The 21,142-nt window shown below is 65.9% G+C and carries 19 protein-coding genes; 5 read left to right on the top strand and 14 right to left on the bottom strand.

Translation table 11 applies throughout. The features are described from left to right. Positions 1 to 8: 8 nt before the first annotated feature. From A7G45_RS21850 to A7G45_RS21830, 5 genes are read right to left on the bottom strand one after another with little or no spacing between them, the layout of a single operon-like run. Positions 9 to 815 (bottom strand): ABC transporter permease, encoded by an 807-nt coding sequence (locus tag A7G45_RS21850; RefSeq protein ID WP_260940263.1) that lies wholly within the window; start codon positions 813 to 815, stop codon positions 9 to 11. Next, the gene (locus A7G45_RS21845) at positions 812 to 1,960 is read right to left on the bottom strand and encodes an ABC transporter substrate-binding protein (RefSeq protein WP_260940262.1); all 1,149 of its coding nucleotides are present in this window, start codon (positions 1,958 to 1,960) and stop codon (positions 812 to 814) included. Before A7G45_RS21845 ends, A7G45_RS21850 begins: the two co-directional genes overlap by 4 nt. Beyond that, positions 1,957 to 2,676, bottom strand: a complete 720-nt coding sequence (locus A7G45_RS21840) for an ABC transporter ATP-binding protein (protein WP_260940260.1) — start codon at positions 2,674 to 2,676, stop codon at positions 1,957 to 1,959. The genes A7G45_RS21845 and A7G45_RS21840 overlap by 4 nt, the downstream gene beginning before the upstream one ends. Continuing rightward, complete coding sequence (locus A7G45_RS21835) at positions 2,652 to 3,674, bottom strand: acyl-CoA dehydrogenase (protein WP_377042180.1); 1,023 nt, start codon at positions 3,672 to 3,674, stop codon at positions 2,652 to 2,654. Before A7G45_RS21835 ends, A7G45_RS21840 begins: the two co-directional genes overlap by 25 nt. Further along, positions 3,671 to 4,195: a DUF4242 domain-containing protein gene (locus A7G45_RS21830; protein WP_260940259.1), complete on the bottom strand. Its 525-nt coding sequence runs from the start codon at positions 4,193 to 4,195 to the stop codon at positions 3,671 to 3,673. The genes A7G45_RS21835 and A7G45_RS21830 overlap by 4 nt, the downstream gene beginning before the upstream one ends. Positions 4,196 to 4,287: 92 nt before the next feature. Between A7G45_RS21830 and A7G45_RS21825 the strand changes: the two genes are divergently transcribed. Next, positions 4,288 to 4,893: a TetR/AcrR family transcriptional regulator gene (locus A7G45_RS21825; RefSeq protein ID WP_260940257.1), complete on the top strand. Its 606-nt coding sequence runs from the start codon at positions 4,288 to 4,290 to the stop codon at positions 4,891 to 4,893. Positions 4,894 to 4,948: 55 nt separating this feature from the next. Here the strand turns inward: A7G45_RS21825 and A7G45_RS21820 are convergent, their stop codons facing one another. Continuing rightward, positions 4,949 to 7,801 carry an MMPL/RND family transporter gene (locus A7G45_RS21820; RefSeq protein ID WP_260940255.1) on the bottom strand — a complete coding sequence of 951 codons (2,853 nt, stop codon included), beginning with the start codon at positions 7,799 to 7,801 and terminating at the stop codon, positions 4,949 to 4,951. A 195-nt stretch (positions 7,802 to 7,996) separates the two neighbouring features. Here A7G45_RS21820 and A7G45_RS21815 point away from each other — a divergent pair, with 195 nt between their 5' ends. Then, the gene (locus A7G45_RS21815) at positions 7,997 to 8,614 is read left to right on the top strand and encodes a hypothetical protein (RefSeq protein ID WP_260940253.1); all 618 of its coding nucleotides are present in this window, start codon (positions 7,997 to 7,999) and stop codon (positions 8,612 to 8,614) included. Between the two features lie 90 nt (positions 8,615 to 8,704). Continuing rightward, on the top strand, positions 8,705 to 10,006 hold the full coding sequence (locus tag A7G45_RS21810) for an acyl-CoA dehydrogenase family protein (RefSeq protein ID WP_043984307.1): 1,302 nt from the start codon (positions 8,705 to 8,707) through the stop codon (positions 10,004 to 10,006). 84 nt (positions 10,007 to 10,090) lie between these two features. Here the strand turns inward: A7G45_RS21810 and A7G45_RS21805 are convergent, their stop codons facing one another. The 8 genes from A7G45_RS21805 to A7G45_RS21770 form a co-directional block, all read right to left on the bottom strand. After that, positions 10,091 to 11,278, bottom strand: a complete 1,188-nt coding sequence (locus A7G45_RS21805) for an acyl-CoA dehydrogenase family protein (RefSeq protein WP_260940252.1) — start codon at positions 11,276 to 11,278, stop codon at positions 10,091 to 10,093. 110 nt (positions 11,279 to 11,388) lie between these two features. Continuing rightward, the gene (locus A7G45_RS21800; protein ID WP_260940251.1) at positions 11,389 to 12,039 is read right to left on the bottom strand and encodes a TetR/AcrR family transcriptional regulator; all 651 of its coding nucleotides are present in this window, start codon (positions 12,037 to 12,039) and stop codon (positions 11,389 to 11,391) included. Positions 12,040 to 12,100: 61 nt separating this feature from the next. Next, positions 12,101 to 13,870: an AMP-dependent synthetase/ligase gene (locus A7G45_RS21795; RefSeq protein ID WP_260940249.1), complete on the bottom strand. Its 1,770-nt coding sequence runs from the start codon at positions 13,868 to 13,870 to the stop codon at positions 12,101 to 12,103. A gap of 11 nt (positions 13,871 to 13,881) precedes the next feature. Continuing rightward, positions 13,882 to 15,441, bottom strand: coding sequence for a succinic semialdehyde dehydrogenase (locus A7G45_RS21790; RefSeq protein WP_260940248.1), 1,560 nt, complete (start codon positions 15,439 to 15,441; stop codon positions 13,882 to 13,884). 149 nt (positions 15,442 to 15,590) lie between these two features. Next, the gene (locus A7G45_RS21785) at positions 15,591 to 16,619 is read right to left on the bottom strand and encodes an amidohydrolase family protein (RefSeq protein ID WP_260940247.1); all 1,029 of its coding nucleotides are present in this window, start codon (positions 16,617 to 16,619) and stop codon (positions 15,591 to 15,593) included. A gap of 19 nt (positions 16,620 to 16,638) precedes the next feature. Further along, on the bottom strand, positions 16,639 to 17,622 hold the full coding sequence (locus A7G45_RS21780; RefSeq protein WP_260940246.1) for a VOC family protein: 984 nt from the start codon (positions 17,620 to 17,622) through the stop codon (positions 16,639 to 16,641). Beyond that, on the bottom strand, positions 17,619 to 18,488 hold the full coding sequence (locus A7G45_RS21775; RefSeq protein ID WP_260940245.1) for an alpha/beta fold hydrolase: 870 nt from the start codon (positions 18,486 to 18,488) through the stop codon (positions 17,619 to 17,621). Before A7G45_RS21775 ends, A7G45_RS21780 begins: the two co-directional genes overlap by 4 nt. Continuing rightward, a complete protein-coding gene (locus tag A7G45_RS21770) occupies positions 18,485 to 19,999 on the bottom strand; it encodes a bifunctional 3-(3-hydroxy-phenyl)propionate/3-hydroxycinnamic acid hydroxylase (RefSeq protein WP_260940243.1) in 1,515 nt (504 codons plus the stop codon). Before A7G45_RS21770 ends, A7G45_RS21775 begins: the two co-directional genes overlap by 4 nt. Before the next feature lie 76 nt (positions 20,000 to 20,075). Here A7G45_RS21770 and A7G45_RS21765 point away from each other — a divergent pair, with 76 nt between their 5' ends. Beyond that, on the top strand, positions 20,076 to 20,702 hold the full coding sequence (locus A7G45_RS21765; protein ID WP_260940242.1) for a TetR/AcrR family transcriptional regulator: 627 nt from the start codon (positions 20,076 to 20,078) through the stop codon (positions 20,700 to 20,702). A 20-nt stretch (positions 20,703 to 20,722) separates the two neighbouring features. Further along, positions 20,723 to 21,142 (top strand): hypothetical protein, encoded by a 420-nt coding sequence (locus A7G45_RS21760; protein WP_260940241.1) that lies wholly within the window; start codon positions 20,723 to 20,725, stop codon positions 21,140 to 21,142.

Raw genomic sequence — 21,142 nt, 5'->3', positions numbered from 1 at the left:
GCCACACCCTAACTCCGGTGGGGCGGCAGCCCTCGCCTCTCCGACGAAGTGAGCCGGCGCGCGATCAAGTCCAGTACGAAGCCCAGCGCGCCGATCACCACGATCACCGCCACCACCTGGTCGTAGGCCAGCTGGTCGCGGGCGTTGAGCACCTGATAGCCCAGACCCGAACGCACACCCAGCATTTCCGCCGGGACCAACACCACCCAGGCAATGCCCAGCGCCACGCGGATGCCCGTCTGCAACTGCCCGCGGATCGCCGGCAGCACCACGGCCGTCACCAGTTCCCACCGCGTGGCGTGGAACGACCGCGCCACATCCAGATAGCCCGGGTCGACGGCGCGCACGCCGGCCACGGTGTTGATCAGCACCGGCCACACGGCCGCCACCGCGATCAGGAAGATCACCGGCTCGTTGCCGATGCCGAACACCGCCACGGCGATCGGGGCCCACGACAGCGGCGAGATCATGCGGACGAACTGGACGAGCGGCGCCGTGGCTCGCTCGGCCGTGACGCTGAGTCCGAGCAGCAATCCGGCCGGAATCCCGATGACCACCGCCACCGCCAGCCCGATCACCAACCGCCACAGGCTGATCCCGATATCCGGCAGCAGGACACCTCGGGAGAACAGGTCAACGATCGCGGGCGCGACGCGCTGTGGCGCGGCCTGGCGCAGCAGCGAGTGCGGGGCGCTCAACACGGTGGTCGCCAGCCACCAGAGACCGATCGCGAGGGCGACGGCAGCCACCGGCGGAGTCCAACGGCGTACCGCCGCCGGTGGATCGATCACCACGCGGACGGGTGTTGTGGTCATAACAGCTCCAATTGCTCGGCTCGGGTGTAATCGCTGAGGCCGAATGCGGCCGGACCGCCATGAGCCTGAATGGAATTACGGACGAAGGTGTCATCGACAAGGTCGTCGTGCACGGTGGCGAGGTCCAGCCGCTCCAGGAAGCTCCGGTCGCCATCGACGACGGTGCTGTGCATGGCCGCGACGAGTGCAGTGGTGAAGCTCGGGAACGGGAACGGCTGAAAGCCGAGCCGCTGCGGCTGCCACTCCGGGTGATGCAACGGGTAGGGCGCCGTGGGATAGGTCATCGCCAGCGCGACCGCCGGCACCGGCTGGGGCAGATAGCGACCACCGCCGAGTTTCGCGGCCGCTGACTTCCGGTCGTTCGACAGTACGAGTTGTGCTGCCACCACCGCGTCCGTGAGCTGCTGAACAGCGGCCGGACGGCTGCTGATCACGTCATCGCGGGTCACCAGGGCGCAGCATGCATGGTCGCGCCAGACATCACCGAGGAAGGTGTGGATGCGCCCGATCTTCTTGGTCTGCGCCATCGCGTTGAACGGGTCGGCAACCACGTAGCCGCCGATGGTGCCGGTGGCCAATGCCGGCACCATGTCCGACGGACTCATGACGACGAGCTCCACGGTGCGCTCGGACCGCGACGCCGAACGGCGAATCACTGGCTGCAATCCGTTGGCCCGCAACATCTTCTGCAGGACGATGTTGTGGATGGACCACCAGAACGGAATCGCTACCTGGGCTCCCGCGAGGTCCGACAATTCGCGGATGTGTGGGGCGACGGTGAGTGCCGAGCCGTTGGTGTGGTTCCAGCCGAGTACCCGGACCCCACCACCGAGCGCGTACCGCAACTGCACCGCCATCGGCACCAGCAGATGCACGACGTCGAGCTGCCGGTTCAGGAACGCCTCGCCCAGGGCCGCCCAACTCCGGAACAGCACGGGCTTGCCCACACCGGCCGGATACAGACCCGCGGAGTGCGCCATCAACAACGGCGCGGCGTCGGTGATCGGCAGATAACCCACCCGCAGCGGTCCGGCCGCCGCGGAATCCGTTGTGGCACTGTGCGCCAGGTCGGCCAGGCCGAACGCCCCGCCGGCAGCCGCGACCGCTGCTACTAGCGCTCGCCGCCGCGAGATCAGCAGGCTCATGCCACCCACAGTTCGGAAACCCGATAATGGCTGAGGATTTCGTCACGCAGCCCCGATCGGTCCGCTTCACCCAGGTGCCATTGGCGACGGATGCGGCCGCCGTCCGCCAGCAGGACGACGCGCTGCGCGAGGGCCAGCGCCTCCTCGACGTCATGGGTGACCAACAGCACCGTGACACCCAATTCGGTTGTGAGCGTGGTCAACCACTGTTGCAGGTCGGCACGTGTCGCGGGGTCCAGCGCGCTGAACGGTTCATCGAGTAGGAGCAACTGAGGCCGGGTCGCCACCGCGCGCAGGATGGCCACGCGTTGGGCCTGCCCGCCGGAGAGCTGGTCGGGATAGCGGTCGGCGAGCTCGTCGACGCCGAAGCGCCGCATCAGTTCGGCGGCATAGTCCGCGTCGAATCCACTGCGCCGGCGTGCGAATCGTCGCGCGTAGGAGACGTTGCCCAGCACCGTCAGCCATGGCATCAGCAGCGCGTCCTGGAAAACCACCCCGATGTGCGGCTGCTCGCCGCTGGCGGGCCAACTGACGGTTCCCGAGCTCAGCGATTCCAGGCCGGCCAGCACCCGCAGCAGCGTCGATTTCCCGCTGCCGCTGCGCCCGAGCACGGCGACGAACTCCCCCGCTTCGACGGCCAGATCGATGCCGTCGAGCACCACGCTGTCGCCGAATCTCTTGCTGCCCGCTGTTATTCGTACTGCTTCAGTTCCCACCTCAGTTGTCCTTCCGATGGTGATTGCACGGGCAGAAAAGCTGCTTCGCGGAACCGACGATTGGCCGCCGTCCCGGCGCGATAGCCCTGTCCACCAGCCAGAGCCGATTCCAGACGGGTCGCCGCCACCGCAACGTTGGCGGCGTCCAGCCGGAGCCGGATCACGTCGGCCAGATCGACTTCTCCTGGCGCCGAAGCGAATTCGTAGAGGCGGCGACGGTTGCGTTGGGCTTGCGCCTTCAGATCGGCGAGGTCACCGTCGAACTGGGCGGCCAGCGCGTCGGTCGCACTACGGGCAGCGGTCAGTGCCGCACCGGTGACCCCGACGCAGAATGCGGTCTGCAGCAGCAGGAACGTCGGCTTGATCCCGCGGACGAACCCGGTGAGGTCGGCGCTGATGATGCGGTCCGCGTTCACCTCGACCTCTTCCAGGCGCAGCGACGTCGACCCGGTGCTACCCAAGGCCATCAGCGCGGGCGCCGGATCGACCACCACGCCGACCGCGCTCACGTCGACCGCGACGACATACAACCGCCCGGTGACGGTCCGCGCCGGCAGGACGATCAACGCGTCGTCAAAGACGTTGGACGCCCAGCGGATTGGTCCGCTGAGCCGCAGTCCACGACGCGTCTCCCCGGCGAAGATCGGAAGCTGCCCGAGGCCCGCCACGTGCTTGAGCCCAGCTGCCATGGCGGTCACGCCGGGACGGCGTGCGGTGAGCAACGCCTCCGACAGGTCCGGCCGGTCGGCGAGGTAGTGAATCGCCATCTGATGCGCCCAAGCCGAGAACCCGGCGGCGAGGCTCACCGCCGACACCTGCTCGATCACCCGCACGGAATCGGGCAGGTCCCGAAGCCCGAACAATCCGGCAGCGCCGAGGGCACGCAGATCGTCACGGACGTCGGTGCGCCCCGCGTCCAGGTCACCGGCCCGGGCGTCCACCCCGGTCGTGACATGCGCCAACCTGGTCGCGACGTCGTCGGACACCAGAGTCGTCACTGCCCACCACTTTCCAGTCCGTACAACCGATCGATCGGGGTCTGCACGGCCACGCGCGCCCGCCGCACCGCGTCCTCGTCCGGCGCGTCGTAGAAACACAGGCACTTGTCCATGTCGACCCGCACGTAGGTGCGCAGGAAGCTGACCTCGGGCACCTCCGCGTATTTCGGCGCGTTGGCCTTCTTGCGGCTCAGGTAGCTCTCCATGTCCAGGTCGGCGGGCAGGTCCCACTCGACCAGGTATCCGGCTGTCGGGCGGACGGCTTTCAGCTGGTCCAGTTCCGCGCCGACCAGTCGCACTTCGTGTGGACCGGTGAGTTCTGCGGCCCCAACCGCAGCCGCATCGATCGACAGCGGGCCATCAGCGAGTTCGGCCACCACGAACAGCCGGTGCTGTCCGGTCACCTGAGCCTCGATGAGTTCGCCGCCGGCCCGGTGCACTTCGGCGTCGAACGTCTTGATGGCCTGATCGACGTCGGCCCGGCCAGTCAGTCCGGCGATTTCGTAGAGGTACAGAGTCACGGTGTCTTCCTGTTCGTCGGTGGCGATGACATCACGACGCTCGCATGAACAGACCGGTCTGTCTATCGACGTTCCTCGGCTATGGTGCAGATATGAGCGCGACTCGCACCCACCGCCCGGACCGGCCGGCGCCCCGCACCGACCCCGCCGGGCCGGCTCAGCGACTCCTCACCACGGCATCGAATCTCTTTGCCGCACAGGGAATTCGCGCCGTCGGCATCGACACGATCCTGCGCGAGGCGGGGGTGGCCAAGGCCAGCCTGTACAGCTCGTACGGGTCGAAGGACGCGTTGGTCATCGCGTACCTGAATGAATTGGATCAGGCTGATCGCAAGCGCTGGAATACGAAGACATCCGGGCTCGAGGACCCGGTGGAGAAGCTGCTGGCGTTCTTCGACCTGGCGGCCGCCGCAGCACGCAAACGCCAGTTCCGCGGCTGTCTCTACGCCAATGCGGCCACCGAGTTCCCAGGCGACACCCTCGACCCGGTACGGGCGCACCGGCTATGGATGCGCGAGCAGCTGAGCGCACTCCTGCGGGACGCCGCAGTGCCGAATGCCGCCACGATCGCTCAGCGCATTCAGCTCATCTACGACGGCGCCCTGACCGCGTCCAAGCTCGACCGGTCGACCGCCCCGATCACCCTGGCCCGCCAGATGACCGCCGAACTGGTCGCCTCCCTTCGCGAACAGACGTAAAACTGTCGCAAACCCTGGTTTTGCGACAGTTTTGCGTCTGCTCGCGGGAAGACAGTTACTTGCCGGCCGCGGCCGGCTGAATTCCGATGGCCGCCAACCGCCGCTCGGATGCCTCCGGGCGAACGAACTTCGGCCACCAGAACCACCGCCCCAGCATCGCCGCGATGGCCGGAGTCATGAACGACCGGACGATCAGGGTGTCGAACAGCAGGCCCAGCGCGATGGTCGTACCGACCTGCGCCATGACCTTCAAGTCACTGAAAGCGAACGACGCCATCGTGGCGGCGAACACCAGACCAGCTGAGGTGACCACCGATCCGGTGCCCGCCATCGAGCGGATGATGCCAGTCTTCAGACCGCCCGACAGCTCTTCCTTGAATCGCGACACCAGCAGCAGGTTGTAGTCGGAGCCCACCGCCAGCAGCAGGATGACCGACATGGGCAGCACCATCCAGTGCAGCTCGAGGCCGATCAGGTGCTGCCACAACAGAACTGACATACCGAACGACGCGCCCAGCGACAGCAGCACGGTGCCGACGATCACGCCCGCCGCGACCATGCTTCGGGTGATGAGCAGCATGATGATGAAAATCAGTGACACCGCGGCGATTCCGGCGATCATCAGGTCGTACTGCGCGCCGTCGTGCATGTCCTTGTAGGTGGCCGCGGTGCCGGCCAGATAGATCTTGGAGCCCTCCAGTGGCGTGCCCTTGATGGCTTCCTTGGCAGCCTGCTTGATCGGGTCGACGTGGGCGATGCCGTCCGGCGTCGCCGGGTCGCCTTCGTGCTGGATGATGAAGCGCACCGACTTGCCGTCCGGCGAGATGAAGTTCTTCATGCCGCGCTTGAAGTCCTTGTTGTCGAAGGCTTCCGGTGGCAGGTAGAAGCTTTCGTCGTTCAGCGAGTTGTCGAACGCCTCGCCCATCGCCGCCGCGTTGTCCGACGACGCCGCACGCTGATCCACCTGACCCTTCTGGGTCTGGTACATGGTCAGCATGTAGTGCTTCATGTTCTTCATGACCTCGATCTGCGGCGGCATCACCGTGACCATCTCGGCCGTCAGCTTGTCCAGCTTCATCAGATCCGGCACCAGGGTCTGGATGTCGTCGGTCATGACGTCGATGCCGTCGAGGGTGTCGAACAGCGCCCGCGTCGACCAGCACATCGGGATGTCGTAGCAGTGCGGTTCCCAGTACAGGTAGTTCCGAACCGGCCGCAGCAGATCGTCGAAATCGGAGATGTGGTCGCGCAGGTCGGCGATATCGAGCGCCATGTTGGCCGTCTTCATCGACATGTCGTGCGTCGTGGCGGCCATTTGCGTGGTGATGGACTGCATCTTGGTCATCGTGTCGATGCTGACCTGCATGTCGTTGGCCTGTTGCAGCATGTTGGCCATCGAATCCAGCTGGTACTTCTCCGTCATCTTCGAGGTGACGGCCTGCATGCCCATGATGAACGGAATTGTCGTGTGCTTGATGGGTTTTCCGTCGGGGCGGGTGATCGTCTGCACCCGCGCGACACCCTGGGTGTGCACGATGGCCTTGGCGATCTTGTTGATCACCAGGAAGTCTGCCGAGTTCCGCAGGTCGTGATCGCTCTGCACCATCAGCAGTTCGGGGTTCATCCGGGACGCGCTGAAATGCCGTTCGGCGGCGGCGTATCCGACGTTGGCCGTCAGCTCGGCCGGCACGTAGCGGCGGGCGTCGTAGTTCGTCTTGTAACCGGGCAGCGTCACGAGTCCGACAAGGGCGAGCGCCAGCGTGGCGACGAGCACCGGTCCCGGCCAGCGCACCACCAGGACGCCGACGCGACGCCAGCCGCGGGACTGGATCGGGCGCTTCGGTTCGAAGCGGCCGAACCGGCTACCGATCTTGATCACGGCGGGGCCGAGCGTCAGGGCCGCGACGACGGCCACGAGGGTGCCGATCGCACAGGGCACGCCCATGGTCTGGAAGTACGGCAAGCGGGTGAAGCTCAGGCACAGCATGGCGCCGGCGATCGTCAACCCGGATCCCAGGACCACGTGCGCCGTCCCGCGGAACATGGTGTCGTAGGCCTGCACGCGGTCTTCTTTGTCGCCGCGCGCTTCCTGGTAGCGCCCGATGGCGAAGATGGCGTAGTCGGTGCCGGCCGCGATCACCATCAGCGTCAGCAGGTTGACCGCGAACGTCGACAGGCCGATGACATTCGCGTTGGCCAGGAACGCGACGACACCGCGGGCGGCGCCGAGTTCGAGGAAGACCATCAGCAGGATCAGGATCATCGTCATGATCGACCGGTAGACCACCAGCAGCATCACGGCGATCACCAGCAAGGTGATGGCGGTGACCTTGGCGACGCTCTTGTCGCCGGCGTGGTGCTGGTCGGACACCAGCGGGGCGCCGCCGGTGACGAACACGTGGAGCCCGGCCGGCGGCTTGGAGTCGGCGACGATCTGCCGGACCGAGGCGACTGAGTCGTTGGCCTTCGTCTCGCCCTGGTTGCCACGCAGGTAGACCTGGACGTACGCGGCCTTGCCGTCGGCGCTCTGCGAGCCGACCGCGGTCAGCGGGTCACTCCAGAAGTCCGCGACGTGCTCGACATGCTCGGTGTTGGCAGTCAGCTTCGCGACGAGACCGTCGTAGTAGTGGTGTGCCTCGGCGCCGAGCGGCTGGTCCCCCTCCAGCACGATCATCGCGTTGCTGTCGGAATCGAACTCCTGGAAGTTGGCGCCGATCTGCTTCATCGCGATCATCGCCGGGCCGTCCTTGGCGCTCAGCCCGACGGTGTGTGCCTCGCCGACCTTCTCCAGCGGCGGGACCAGCGTGTTGGTGGCGACGTTGAGCGCGAACCAGCCGATCACGATCGGTATCGCCAGCACCCAGATCAGGTGGCCGATCTTGGATCGTTCGGTGTTGGTGGCACTCACGCGGGGCACCCTTCCATCAGGCCCGACAGGTCCATGGAAATGGAGCTCGGCGGCGTTACACAATCACTGTCGCGCGAAATATACCTAGCTCACCAAACTTTTATCCATAGCGGATACACAAAATGCGCCTCTACCTCCCACGAAATGGGACAAATCGGGGTCTTTTGCCGCGATTTCGGCCGTAGCGTTGACGGGATGGACAATTCTCCGGCCGATACGTTCGGCAAGCGCTACGGCGAAGTTCTGCTGGTCTCCCAGACACCCACCGGGCCCCAGGTCGCGGTGTTCAACACCTACCCGCTCAATGACTGCCCACAGGACGCCTGGTCGGCGCTCAACCCGCAGGGCCTCGCAAGTGAGAACGGGGTCGCCGCTGCTTTGCTCAACGGCCCCCGCTACTGGCTGATGAGCGAGATCGTGAAAACCCGTGCGGACGTCGGCGAGAAGAAGTCGTTCGGCGGCATCGAGATGCTGCAGCAGGCGACGGTGCAACTGTCGTCGATGAACCCGGCGCCCTACAGCGTGAACAAGGTCAGCCGCCGCACGGTGTTCGTGTTCGGGGCCGGGCGGCCGGTCTTCGAACTGCTCGATCCGCAGGGGCAGCGCTGGGTCATGCAGTCCTGGAGCCGGACCGTCGACCCGACGCTGTCGCTGTCGGACCTGCCGGCGCTCGGTGCCCGACTGCAGCTGCCCGACGGCTGGAACTATCGGACGTCGACCTTGACCAGCCCGCTGAGTATCGACACCACCATCGACGACGCCCATGTCACCCAGGACAACCTCGGCAACACCTACTCGTTGGCGCCGGCCTGATTCTGCTGGGCGTTCCCAAACCCGTTCGGGTGCGTTACAAACAGAGGCGGGGTTGTTTCTGACGCGGTGGGCTGAACTGAAGGAGGCCGTATGGCTTGGGATTTCGAAACCGATCCGGAGTTCCAGGAGCTCCTGGACTGGGCCGACGCCTTCGTGCGCGACGAAGTCGAGCCGCTCGACCTGATCTGGCCGCACCTGCAGTACACCGCGCTCGACGAGACCCGACGCCGGGTCGTCGACCCGCTCAAGGAACAGGTGCGCCGAAAAGGCTTGTGGGCCACCCACCTTGGCCCCGAACTCGGCGGCCAGGGTTTCGGGCAACTGAAACTGGCGCTGCTCAACGAGATTCTGGGGCGCAGCCAGTGGGCGCCGATCATCTTCGGCTGTCAGGCCCCGGACACCGGCAACGCGGAGATCATCGCGCACTACGGCACCCCGGAGCAGAAGGAGCAGTACCTGCGGCCGTTGCTCAACGGCGAGGTCTTCTCGTGTTATTCGATGACCGAGCCACAGGGCGGTGCCGACCCGACGCAGTTCACCACCTCCGCCGTGCGCGACGGCGACGACTGGGTGATCAACGGCTACAAGTTCTTCTCGTCCAACGCGTCGACCTCCACGTTCCTGATCGTCATGGTGGTGACCAACCCCGACGTCAGCCCGTACCAGGGCATGTCGATGTTCCTCGTCCCCACCGACACCCCGGGCGTCAACATCATCCGCAACTCAGCGATCTACGGGGAATCCGACGGCCACGGCTCGCACGCCCTGATTCATTACGACAATGTGCGCGTGCCGAATTCGGCCGTGCTCGGCGGTGAGGGCCAGGCCTTCGTCATCGCGCAGACGCGCCTCGGCGGCGGCCGCATCCACCACGCGATGCGCACCATCGGGCTGTCGCAGAAGGCGCTCGACATGATGTGCGAGCGGGCGTTGTCGCGGCACACCGCCGGCAGCCTGCTGGCCGACAAACAGGCCGTGCAGGGCTTCATCGCCGACTCCTGGGCGCAGCTGCAGCAGTTCCGGCTGTTCGTGCTGCACACCGCGTGGAAGATCGACAAGTACAACGACTACAAGAAGGTCCGTAAGGACATCGCCGCGGTCAAGGTCGTCATGCCGACGGTGCTGCACGACATCGCCTGGCGCGCAATGCAAGTGCACGGTGCCCTCGGGGTCACCAATGAGGTGCCGTTCCTGGGCATGGTTGCCGGCGCCGCGGTGATGGGGCTGGCCGACGGACCGACCGAGGTGCACAAGGTCACGGTCGCCAAGCAGGTGCTGCGCGACTACACCGGCACCGACGAGCTGTGGCCGACCGAGTGGCTGCCGGGCAAACGTGAAGCGGCACAAGCCAAGTACGCCGAGTACCTGGAGTTGGAAGTGGGGAATCTCTAGGCGTCCCGCGACGCGGCGTCGAGCGCAACTGGGCGGCGAGCTCCAGGCGGTTATTCCGCCACCCAGTTGCGTTCGACGGTGTCCTCAGTACGACCGCGGCAGCTCCAGCGTGTGCTGGGCAACGAAGTTCAGGATCATCTCCGCGCTGACGGGTGCGATACGCATCAGCCGGGCGAACCAGTAGAGGTCGGAGATGCCGTATTCCAGGGCCACACCATTGCCGCCGTGCGTCTGGATGGCGGCATCCACGGCATGCGTAGCCGACTCTCCCGCAGCGAATTTCGCGTAGTTCGATGCCTCACCGGCAGCGGGGTGACCGGCATCCACCAGCGCACACGCCTTCTGCGTCATCAGCCGGGTCATCTCGACCTCGATCTTCGCCTTGGCCAACGGATGCGCGATCCCCTGGTGCGCACCGATGGGCGTCTTCCACACGGTGCGCTCACGCGCGTAGTCGCACGCCTTGTCGAGGGCACGCATCGCCAGTCCGGTGGACAACGCACCGACCATGATCCGCTCCGGGTTGAGCCCGTCGAACACCGCCGCGAGACCGGCGCCAGGCGCACCGATGACGTTCTCCGCCGGGACCTCGATGTCGTCGAAGAACAACTGCCACTGCGATTCCGGGCCGAGGTACGGCATGGGGATGGGGGTGCGCCGCAGTCCTGGAGCGTCGACATCGATGATGCACAGTGACGGTGCGCCGAGGGTGCCGTCGGGGTCACGGTGCCGGGCGACGACGAGAATGCCGTCGGCCAGTTCGACACCGGAGATGAAGGTCTTCTGGCCCTTCAGCCGGAAGCTGCCGTCGGCGGTGGGCGTCAACGTGCTGCCCAAGTTGTGCGAGTTGCTGCCGGCGTCGGGCTCGGTGATGGCGAACGAGAATTTGGTTGTACCGGCGCCGATTCCGCGCAGCCACCGTTCCTTCTGCTCATCGGTGGCGTGTTTCTCGAGAATCGACCCGGTGATCGCCGACGACACCACCAGCATCAGCATGGGGTGGCCCGCGGCGGATGCCTCCTCGCCCACGATCGCCAGACCCGCCATACCCATGCCGCCGCCGCCCCACTCGGTAGGAACGTTGATGCCGGCAAAACCGGCCTCAGCCAACGCATCCCAGACTTCAGTCGGCGACCGTCCCTCGTCGTAACACTTCCGCCCGTAGTTGTCGCCGTACTTTTCGCAGATGGCCCGCACCGAGGCACGGATGGCGATCTCTTCCTCGCTCGGGACGAGGCTGAGGCTGGGTACGTCAACAGTTGGTGCCGACATGGGTACATCCTTCCAAGTGACTGCTACTAAATTAGCGTTGATTAACTTATATCAACCAGAGCGCTCCCCGTCAACGAGCTAAACCATTGGCCCGCGCCACACGAAGGGCGTCAGCTCGCGCTGCCGCGACCCCATTTCAACAGCGCGGCAATACTTCCCACCATCCGCTCATAATCCGGAACCCGGTGGATGAGAATCGACGACGTCATGATCCCGCTGAACAGCGACATGAGCGCGCGCGAAAGATCGTGGCGATCGTCTTCAGTCTCAGCGAGTTCGGCCGGCGCCATGGCGGCGATGTCATCACACAGCTGACGCAAGGTTCGCAGCGTCGGCTTGAGCCGCCGCCCCAATTCAGGGTCACGCTCAGCCTCGACGAGAACCGTCACGACCATCGCGCCGATGCACGGGCCGACGTGATGCAGTGCGGCGACGTCACGGAGCGTCCCCTCGACCGCTTCCTCGAACGTTGTGGCCGCTTCGACGCTCGCCCGCATCATCGCCACACCCTGGCCGTAGACATCCTCGGCGACAGCGACGAACAAGCCGGCTTTGTTGCCGAACCGTTGGTAGATCACCGGAACCGTGACACCGGCCCGCTTGCCCACATCCGAGACCGAGGTGCCGGCATAGCCATGGGCCGCAAAGAGTTCCCGGGAAACGCGCAACAGGTCCGCACGCGTATCGAGACCCTGATCGGCCTTCGGGCGACCGGGAGAACGCGGCCTCGACTCAGCGATCTCGTTCATCATCTCGGTCATGCGCACTCTTTTCATCGATTCGCCGAACCCGCTTGCCAATCACCCTCTAGCGCGGCATTACTCAGCCCGCGTAGAGCCGCTCGATGTGCTCCGCGTACTTCTCGGTGATGTTGCTCCGGCGCAGCTTCATGGTGGGGGTGATCTCGTCTCCCCCGGGTTCCCAGGTGCTGGACAGGATTTCGAAGCGCTTGATCTGCTCCACCCGGGACAGCTTGGCATTCGCGTCACTCATGCCCGCTTCGACGAACTCCCGGAACGTCGGGCAGGATGCCAGCGCTGCGACGCTGGTGTCGGAAATACCCTGCTGGGCAGCGATTCCCGGAGCCATCTCACTGTCGAGCACCACGAGCGCCACGTTGTACGGCCGGGCGTCGCCGATAACGACGACGCTCGCCAGCCCCGGAATCGACGCCAAGATGGTCGTCTCGATGTTGGCGGGCGACATGTTCTTTCCGGCCGAGTTGATGATCAGTTCCTTCTTGCGGCCGGTGACCGTCACATATCCGTCGGCGTCCTGGGTGACGATGTCACCGGTGTGCAGCCAGCCGTCGGTCGTGAGAACCTCCGCGGTGCGCTCGGGGTCATTGCGGTACCCGCGCATCACGATGGGTCCGCGCACCAACGCCTCGCCGTCTTCGGCGATCCGCAACTCAACGCCGGGCAGCGGAGGGCCGACGGAACCGACCTTGACCTTCTGCGGCGGATTGCCGGTCGTGGCCCCCACGGTCTCCGACATTCCCCAGATCTCACATATGGTGATACCCAGCGCCAGAAAGAATTCCAGCACTTCGGGTGACACTGCCGCGGCACCCGACATGGCAAAACGGACCTGGTCCAATCCGAGTTTTGCCCGCAGCGGCGTCAGCATCAGCTCGTCCGCGCGGCGGCATGCCTCGGCCAGTTCTGCTGGCACCTCCTCGCCGGCTTGCTCGAGGCGAACCCTACGCAGGGACGCTTCCAGCGCCTGGGTGGCCGCAGCGCGCATGTCTGGCTCGGCGATCGCCGCTAGCTGCGCTTCGATACCCGCCTTCAACTTCTCCCATACGCGGGGCACCGCCACCCAGAACGTCGGCCGGGTATCCACCAAGGCCGGGACGATCGCGTTCATGTCGGCGACACACGTGATCTGCGTGCCCTGCGTCATCTGAATGTAGTGACACGAGAGCCGATCCGCGACGTGTGCAGACGGCAGGTAGGAGGTGATGCGGTCACCGTGCCGAATGTCGAACACCTCGGTGGCCGCCCACAGTTGCGCCATCATGTTCGCGTGGGTCAGCTCGACGCCCTTGGGCGGACCCGTCGTTCCGGAGGTATAGATCAGCGTGAGCACATCATCGGGTTCAACTGCACGCCAGGCTGATTCGACGTCGAAGCTGGGATCGGCGTTGGCCTCGAACTCCTCCATCGACGTCGCCCCGTCGACCCGGCCGTCGACGCAGATGATGTGCGGCAGGTCCGGAGCGGCCTCGCGCACCCGCGCGACGTACTCGGCGTCGCACACCACGACCTGGGCCCCCGAATGGGCGAGCAGGTAGTTGATCTGACCGGGGGCGCTGGTGTTGTACACGGAGAACGGTGTGGCGCCGAGATGCATTGCCGCCGTATCGAAGATGTGAAACTCAGGACGATTGGCCATCATCAGAGCGACGGCGTCCCCACGCCGGACGCCGAGCGCGGCCAATGCGGCAGCCACGTCGCGGACGCGCGCGGCGTACTCGCCCCAGGTGAGCTGGACAGCATCACCAGGTGTCCGCAGGGCCACGGCGTCGGGGTCGACGGCGGCGGTACGCTGAAATGCCGCGCACAGGGTCAATTCATCCAGTGCAGTCATCGGTTCGCCTGTCATTTGATGCGGAGCAGTTTCATGAGTCGATAGATCGCCACCAGCAGTGCGGCGTTGGTCTTCGGCGTGGTACCCGGAATCGGGTCGAAGCCGATCACGTGTTGGCTGGCCACCGTTTGCAGTTCGGTGTATTCCAGTAGGCCGTGTTCGCCGTGCCGACGACCCTGCCCGGACTGCTTCATCCCGCCTGACGGCGCGTCGTTGGAGACGAATGCGGCACCGACGCCCTCGTTGATATTGACTGAGCCACAACGGATCTGTTCGGCGACCCGGCGGCCCCTGGCGATGTCGGTGGTCCACACACTCGCGTTGAGCCCGAATTCGCTGTCGTTGGCGCGCTCGATCGCCTCGGCGTCGCTGCCCACCCGATAGACCGATACGACGGGTCCGAACGTCTCGTTCGTGAAGACCGCCATCTCGGGCGTGACGCCGGACAGGATGGTGGGTTCGTAGAAGAACGGACCCAGTTCGGGCCGCGCCTTGCCGCCGACGAGGACGGTGGCACCATGGTCGACCGCGTCCGCGATATGGCGCTCGACGACGTCGAGCTGCCGCTGTGAGGTGAGTGTCCCCACCTCGTAGTCCCAACCGAAGCCACTGCCCAGCTTGATGTTTCGCGTCCGGATGACCAGCTTGTCGAGGAACACGTCGTACACCTTGTCGGCGACGTAGATGCGTTCCATCGACATGCACAGCTGTCCGGTGGTGGAGAAGCACGCCCGCACGGCTCCCGAGGCCGCCTTGTCCAGGTTGGCGTCGTCGAGCACCAGCATCGGGTTCTTGCCGCCCAATTCCAGTGTGCAGCCGATCAGCCGGGCGGCGGCCGCTTGCGCGATTCGTTTTCCCGCAGGCGTCGAGCCGGTGAAGCAGATGTGATCGGCGTGGTTCAGCAGCGGCTCCCCGACCTCGGCGGGATCGCCGACCACGATCTGCCACAGGTCGGCCGGCAGTCCGGCTTCGATCAGCAGTTCCCGGGCCCGCAGCGCGGTGAGCGCGGTCTGGGTGTCCGGCTTGTGCACGACGGCGTTGCCGGCCAGCAGCGCCGGGATGGCGTCGCAAACCGCAAGCGAGAGGGGGTAATTCCACGGCGAGATGATGCCCACCACGCCTTTGGGGTGGCGTAGCTCGCGGGTTCGGGTGGCCATCGGAATCGCACCTAAACGCTTGCGCGGCGCGAGAAAGTCGGGGGCGCGCCTGCCGTAGTAGAGCGCAACCCCAGCGACGTCGACCGTCTCCTCGAACGCACTGTTGCGCGCCTTGCCGGTCTCAGCCTGCACGATGTCGATCAACTCGCTGTGGTTGAGGATCAGATCGTGCAGCCTGATGAACGGCTTCGCGCGCTCCCGCGCTGGAGTGGCCGCCCATTTCGCCTGCGCGGCCCGCGCCTTCACAAAGGCGCCGGCGACGTCCTCCGCGGTCGAGGTCGGCAGCTGCGCCAGTGGCGACCCGGTGAACGGATGCACCGTGGTCGCGGGAGCGCCGCTCCCCGTGATCCCACGGGCCAGTCGGTCGACCAGCCCGACGTCCAACACACTGTCTTGAATGAGGTGGTCGGCCACGGCTGTGTCCCTTCAAGATTGACGCGAGCCGTGGACATCACCCCGGACAGCTCACCAGCGATTCAATAAATTAGATATCGCTAGTTTATCTTTGAGTGACGGCGAGCACAATAGCCATCGAGGATCACCGTTTCGCCGGCCCGGGGCCGCTACCCCGTCATCAGTCGGGCCACGCCCCGCATCAATGCCCTGCTGGCGGTATGCCGGGCCTGGTCAACCAGCGACGGCGCCGGCGGCGGCGCGGCCGCACCCAGCCGTGGGAAGAGGGCCAGCGCATTGGTGCGATCGATCGCGATCCGCCCGGCATCGTCCAATCCCCCGTATGACTCCAGCCCGGCCGCGAACAGCTGACTGACCTCTACAGGCGCGAATGGGAAATCCGAGCCGAAGGTGACGTGGCCCGGCTTCGCGAAAGCCAACAGCGACGGTAGCGCGGCCGCCGTGGACGACAGTGCGGTGTCGAAGTAGAAGCCCGCGAAGTCGTCGAGGTGATCAGCCGGGCTGCCGCCGACATCACTGGCGATGCCCATAGCCATCCGGTAGGACGCATACGGGACGAACCCGCCGGCATGGCTGAGGATGAACCGGATGTTCGGGTAGCGGCGTCGAATACCGTTGCGCACCAGCAGGTACGCTGCCCGGCTGGTGTCGAGCAGGAAGTCGGCGGCGAAGGGCAGCACTCCGTCGACCGTGGGGCCCGGCAGCTCGGCAGGGTGGATGAACACGACGGCCGAACGCTTGTCGAGCTCCGCGAACAACGCGTCCTGGCCCTGCGCACCGACATAGGTCCCGACGCTGTTGGCAAGCAGGAACACGCCGTCGGCATCCAATTCGTCGAGTGCACGCACCGACTCAGCGACGGAGGCATCCAGGTGCGGCATCGGCAGCGTGGCGAAGAAGCCGAACCGGTCCGGTTGGGCGGCAACCAATTCTGCGCTGTAGTCGTTGAGATCACGGGCCAATGCGGCCGCGTCGGCCGCGGCCGGCAGCATCGTCGTGCCCGGCGCGGAGACCGACAGGATGGCGGTGGCGACGCCGAGGCGAGCCATCGCGTCGAGCGACGCTTCCGGAGCCCAGTCCGGCATCGCCCGGCCGCCGGCATCGCCGATACCGGCGCGATCCAACACCTTTCGGTATTCCGGCGGGACCATGTGGTGGTGGGTATCAATACGGTTCATGATGTTCTCCTTCAATGGATCAGTCGAGAATGCCGACGCCCGCCAGCGCGGGAACGGTGTCTTCGCGGTGCAGCAATGACCTGACTGCCGTCGAGAACTGCCCGAGCTTGTCGACGCTGGCCTGCATCTCGTGGCCCCAGATGCTGATGCCCTGGTGAGTCGTCGGCTTCCACGTCGATTCGTCGACGATCAGCGGGTTCCAGCCGACCTCCCATTCGAAACCCGATGGCGTGACGGCATAGAACGACAGCTCGCGGTCGTTGGTGTGCTGACCGATGCCCAGCGCCATGTCGAATCCCAGGGCCCGCACGCGCTGGTAGCTGTCCGTCAGATCGTCGAGCTCGGCGACCTGAATGTTGAGGTGTTGCACCCGGGTTCGAATCGGGTTGATGGGCAGCCGATTCACCGCTGCGATGGCCACGGAGTGGTGGCGCCGGTTGACCCGGAGAAACCGGATTTTGACCTTCACCCCGCTCATCGTCTCATCGATGAAGTCACTGAGCCGCGCATCGAGCAAGGTGTTGTAGTAGCCGCGCACCTCGTGCGGCCTGGTGCTCGTCACGGCCACGTGGCCCAGTCCGAATTCGCCGGTGACGAAACCTTTTCCGGCGACGGACAGGTGGTCGCCGGCGTGCGCCCGCGTGTACAGCTCCTGCGCCAGCCCGTTTGGGCCGGGTATCCGCACCAGGCGCTCGACGCCGCGCAGCGCGGCTTCCTCGTCGCTCCCGACAGTGACCGGCACGCCGCAGCGGTGCACGCGCCCGAGAATCTCGTCGAAGGTCTCGTGATCGTCGACCTGCCAGCCGAGCGCGGTGACATCCTCGGCCGGTCCGCGCCGCAGCAGGAACCGGCATTGTTGTTCGTCGAGCCGGAAGCGCATGGCGCCGGTGTCGAGGTCATCGAGGTGCATGCCGATCGCGTCGCGGCCGAACCGCCGCCAGTCGGCGAACCGCTCCGTCTCGACCGCCAGGTAACCGAGCGACACATGACCGAACACGCTCATGGCTGGAAAACCGTGTTGTCAGAGAGGAATTCGTCGACCAGTTGATTGAACAGGTCGGCGCGTTCCCACTGCATCCAGTGTCCGGTGCGGCTGGTCATGACCAGTTCGGCGTTGGGCATGATGTTCTGCAGCATGGGTCCGCCCGAGGGCCGGTTCACCTTGTCGTCGCGGCCCCACAAGATCAGCGTCGGCGTCTGCAGCGATGCCAGCCGCGAGTCGCGGGTGAGGTCCATGCGCCACAGTGTTCGCAGGGCAAACGGTCCGGACGGCCGGCTCAGCGGCGGATCGGCCACCACCTCGGGATCGATCGACGCGGTGTAGCGCAGATCGATCAGCTCGGCGGGCACCGAATCACCTTCGTAGACGAGGTAATTGCGGATGAACTCGGCGAGCTTCTCCCGGCTGGGGCCGGTGCCTCTGTAGTACGCCAGCAGGCTGTTCAGTCCGGCGGTCGGCAGGCCGCGCGTGGTGCCGATACCGCCGGGTCCCATCAGCACGAGCTTGCCGACGCGGCCCGGGGTGTCCAGCGCCAACCGCAGTGCCGCGGCTCCGCCGTAGGAGTTGCCGATCAGATGTGCTGTGCTGATGCTCAATTCGTCGAGCAGTCCCCGCATCGTGTCCGCCAGGCAGCCGAAGGGATCGGACTTGTCGATGCCCTTCGATGAGCGCCCGTAGCCGGGCATGTCGGGGACGAGGACGCGGTAACGCTTGGCGAGCGCGTCGATGTTGCGGGAGTAGTTGCTGACGCCGGAGGCGCCGGGGCCGCCGCCGTGCAGCAGCATCACCGCGGGGCCCGAACCGGACTCGGCGACAAAGATCTTCCGATTGCCGACGGTGACGGTGTGTTCGGTGCGGGTGGTGGTCATGCGGGCGCTCCTGTCAAGGTGGTGAGGTTCAGTCCGGCCGGCGGAGCCGGGAGTCGTTGTCCGGAAGAGGTTGCGGCGTAGATGAATCCGTCGGGTCGAAGTACGACGGCGTCGGCTTTGTGGTCAGCCAGCCACCGCACGAGGCTAGGTTCGGTTATCTGCAGAGCCGACGCGCCGGCCGCCGTCCAGGCCGCCGCCCCGACCGGCACGGCGCCGGTGTGCAGCAGCGTCCAGCGGCCGCCCAGCAGATCGTCGAGTGGCACACCGTCCACGGTGGGTTGCGGGATCTGCCGGCCCACCGCCGGATGCGCGGCCGCGAAGAAGCCGTCGTCGTAGTGGGCGTCCGGAATCCACCAGAACCTCTGACCTGCGGCGTTGGCGCCGGGAATCCTGGTCAGCGCCCGCACGACGTGGTTGCGGATGGCGGCCAGCCAGGGCCTCCGCTCGGTAATGACCCGGCCGACCAGAACCGCGCGCCGGGTGACCTCTGTGACGTGCGGCTTGCGTTCTGCGGCATAGGAATCCAGCAACGAGTCCGGTGCCTGGCCGCGTAGGACTGCCGCTAGTTTCCAGCACAGGTTTGCGGCGTCGCGCACGCCCGCGGACATGCCCTGGCCGATCCACGGCGGCATGGCGTGTGCGGCATCACCGGCCAGGAACACGCGGCCGACGCGCCAACGGTCCGCTACCCGAACGTGGTGGCTGTAGACGACCGCACGCAGGATTTCGACATGGTCGGGCGTGATGCCCTGTTCCCGCAACACCTTCCAGACGGCTTCATCGCTGACGAGATCCTTCTCGTCCTCCCCCGCTCTGGCGGGGTACTCCCACCGGTGATGCCCCAGCGGCGTCGGACAATCGACGGTCGGCCGTTCCGGATTGCAGTGAAACCGCAAGCGGTCGTGGGTATCCCATTCCTTGATGACCTTGGTGTCGATGACGACCCAGCGCTCGCCGTAGGTGCGTCCGCTGTACCCGATGCCGAGCACCCCGCGCGTCGCCGACGAGCCACCGTCCGAGGCGATGACATAGCGGGCGGTCACCCGCTTGAACGTGTCGGTACGCAGGTCGGCGAGCAGCAGTTCGACATCGTCGGTCCGGTTGGCCACCCGCAAGCATTCGTGTTCCAGGAGGACCTCGACGTTGGCGAAACGCGCTACCCCTTCGCGAAGTACCGAGTCAACCGCCGGTTGGTACAGGAACTGCTGCGACGGATGGCCGCACCCGCGGCCGTAGATGACCGTTTCGATGAACGGGCGCCCATCGGCGTCGACAAAGGCAACGGGGCGGCCCGGCAGCATGTCGCGCTGGAGTCGCTCCGCCAGCCCGACCGACTGCCAGACCCGCAGCACCTCTTCGTCGGTGGAGATCGCCCGCGCCCGGCTGTAGATGTCCGGGTCACGCTCGATCACCAAGACTTTCAGCCCCAGCTGGCCCAGCAGGTTGGCCGCGGTGGCACCAGTCGGGCCATACCCGACGACGGCGACGTCGTAGGTGTCATCACTGCTCATCGGGACCTCCGCTTGTTCTGTAGTGATCGCTACGGTAATGTAGTGATCGCTACAGAGTCAAGAGTGGGGAGCGAAAATGACCGAAGCACCCAAGGCACGTCGGAAACGAGCCGACGGCGAGCAGTCCCGTGAGCGAATCCTGGACGCCGCCAACGAGATTGCCTCCGAACGCGGTTACGAGGGCACGAGCATCGCTCTGGTCAGCAAGAAGTGCGGGCTCCCCGCCAGCTCCATCTACTGGCACTTCAAGGACAAGGACGACCTGCTGGCCGCAGTCATCGACCGCAGCTTCGAGACCTGGCTGAAGGTCTGGGAACTCCCCTCCGACGGCGAGCCGCGCGAACGCGTCATCGGCCTGGCCACGCAGCTCGCGAAAGGTCTGCTCGACCATCCGGACTTCCTGCGCCTCGGGCTGATGCTCGCACTGGAGCGCCGGCCGGTGGAACCGCGAGCCCGTGCACAGTTCCTTCAGGCGCGAACGCAGGCCTCCGCGTCACTCACGGAAGCACTCGGCGAGCTGGCCCCCGGCCTCACCGACGCCCAAGTCCGGCTGTTGGTGAACTACTCCATCGCCGGCGCCGACGGCCTGTTCATCGCCAAGGAACTCGGCGGCGATTCGGTCGACCTGCTCGAGCTGTTCGAGATGCACGCCAACGCCATCTACGACACGGCACTGCGGATGCTCGCCGAGAACGCACGATGACCGCGACCATCGGGGCCGCCGTGCCGATCGTCGCCGCCGTCGCGAAATCGGGGTGCGTGACCTATGCCGAGATCGTGTCGTCGATCCCCACGGGGTCCGCCGGACCGGAGGTGCGCGCCGGCATCGACGATCTCATCGAAACCACCTGTGCTGCAATGCAGACCGCGGGCGCCCGTCAGGCGAAGGTCATCTCTCTGCTCAGCCCGGCCCCGGCCGTGCGGAACACCGTCTATTGCCTGGTCGACGGCGACGTCAACCACGATGCCATTGAACGCGATGTACACAGAGCGGTAGATCGGGTCAGCGCCGAAGTTCCTGGCTTCCGGCTCAAGCAGGCCGTGCAGTTCGAGCGTATCGGCCCGATACACATCCCAGAAATCGGCGCATTCGCGGGCACCAAGGTGACCGCGCTCGTCGAGGTCGCCACCGAAAGCGCCTGA

Origin of the sequence: Mycolicibacterium llatzerense, assembly GCF_025331195.1 — a bacterium.
In the GTDB taxonomy this organism is placed as follows: domain Bacteria; phylum Actinomycetota; class Actinomycetes; order Mycobacteriales; family Mycobacteriaceae; genus Mycobacterium; species Mycobacterium llatzerense.
The sequence above is the reverse complement of the archived record's forward strand: the minus strand, read 5'-3'. Positions and strand labels throughout refer to the sequence as shown.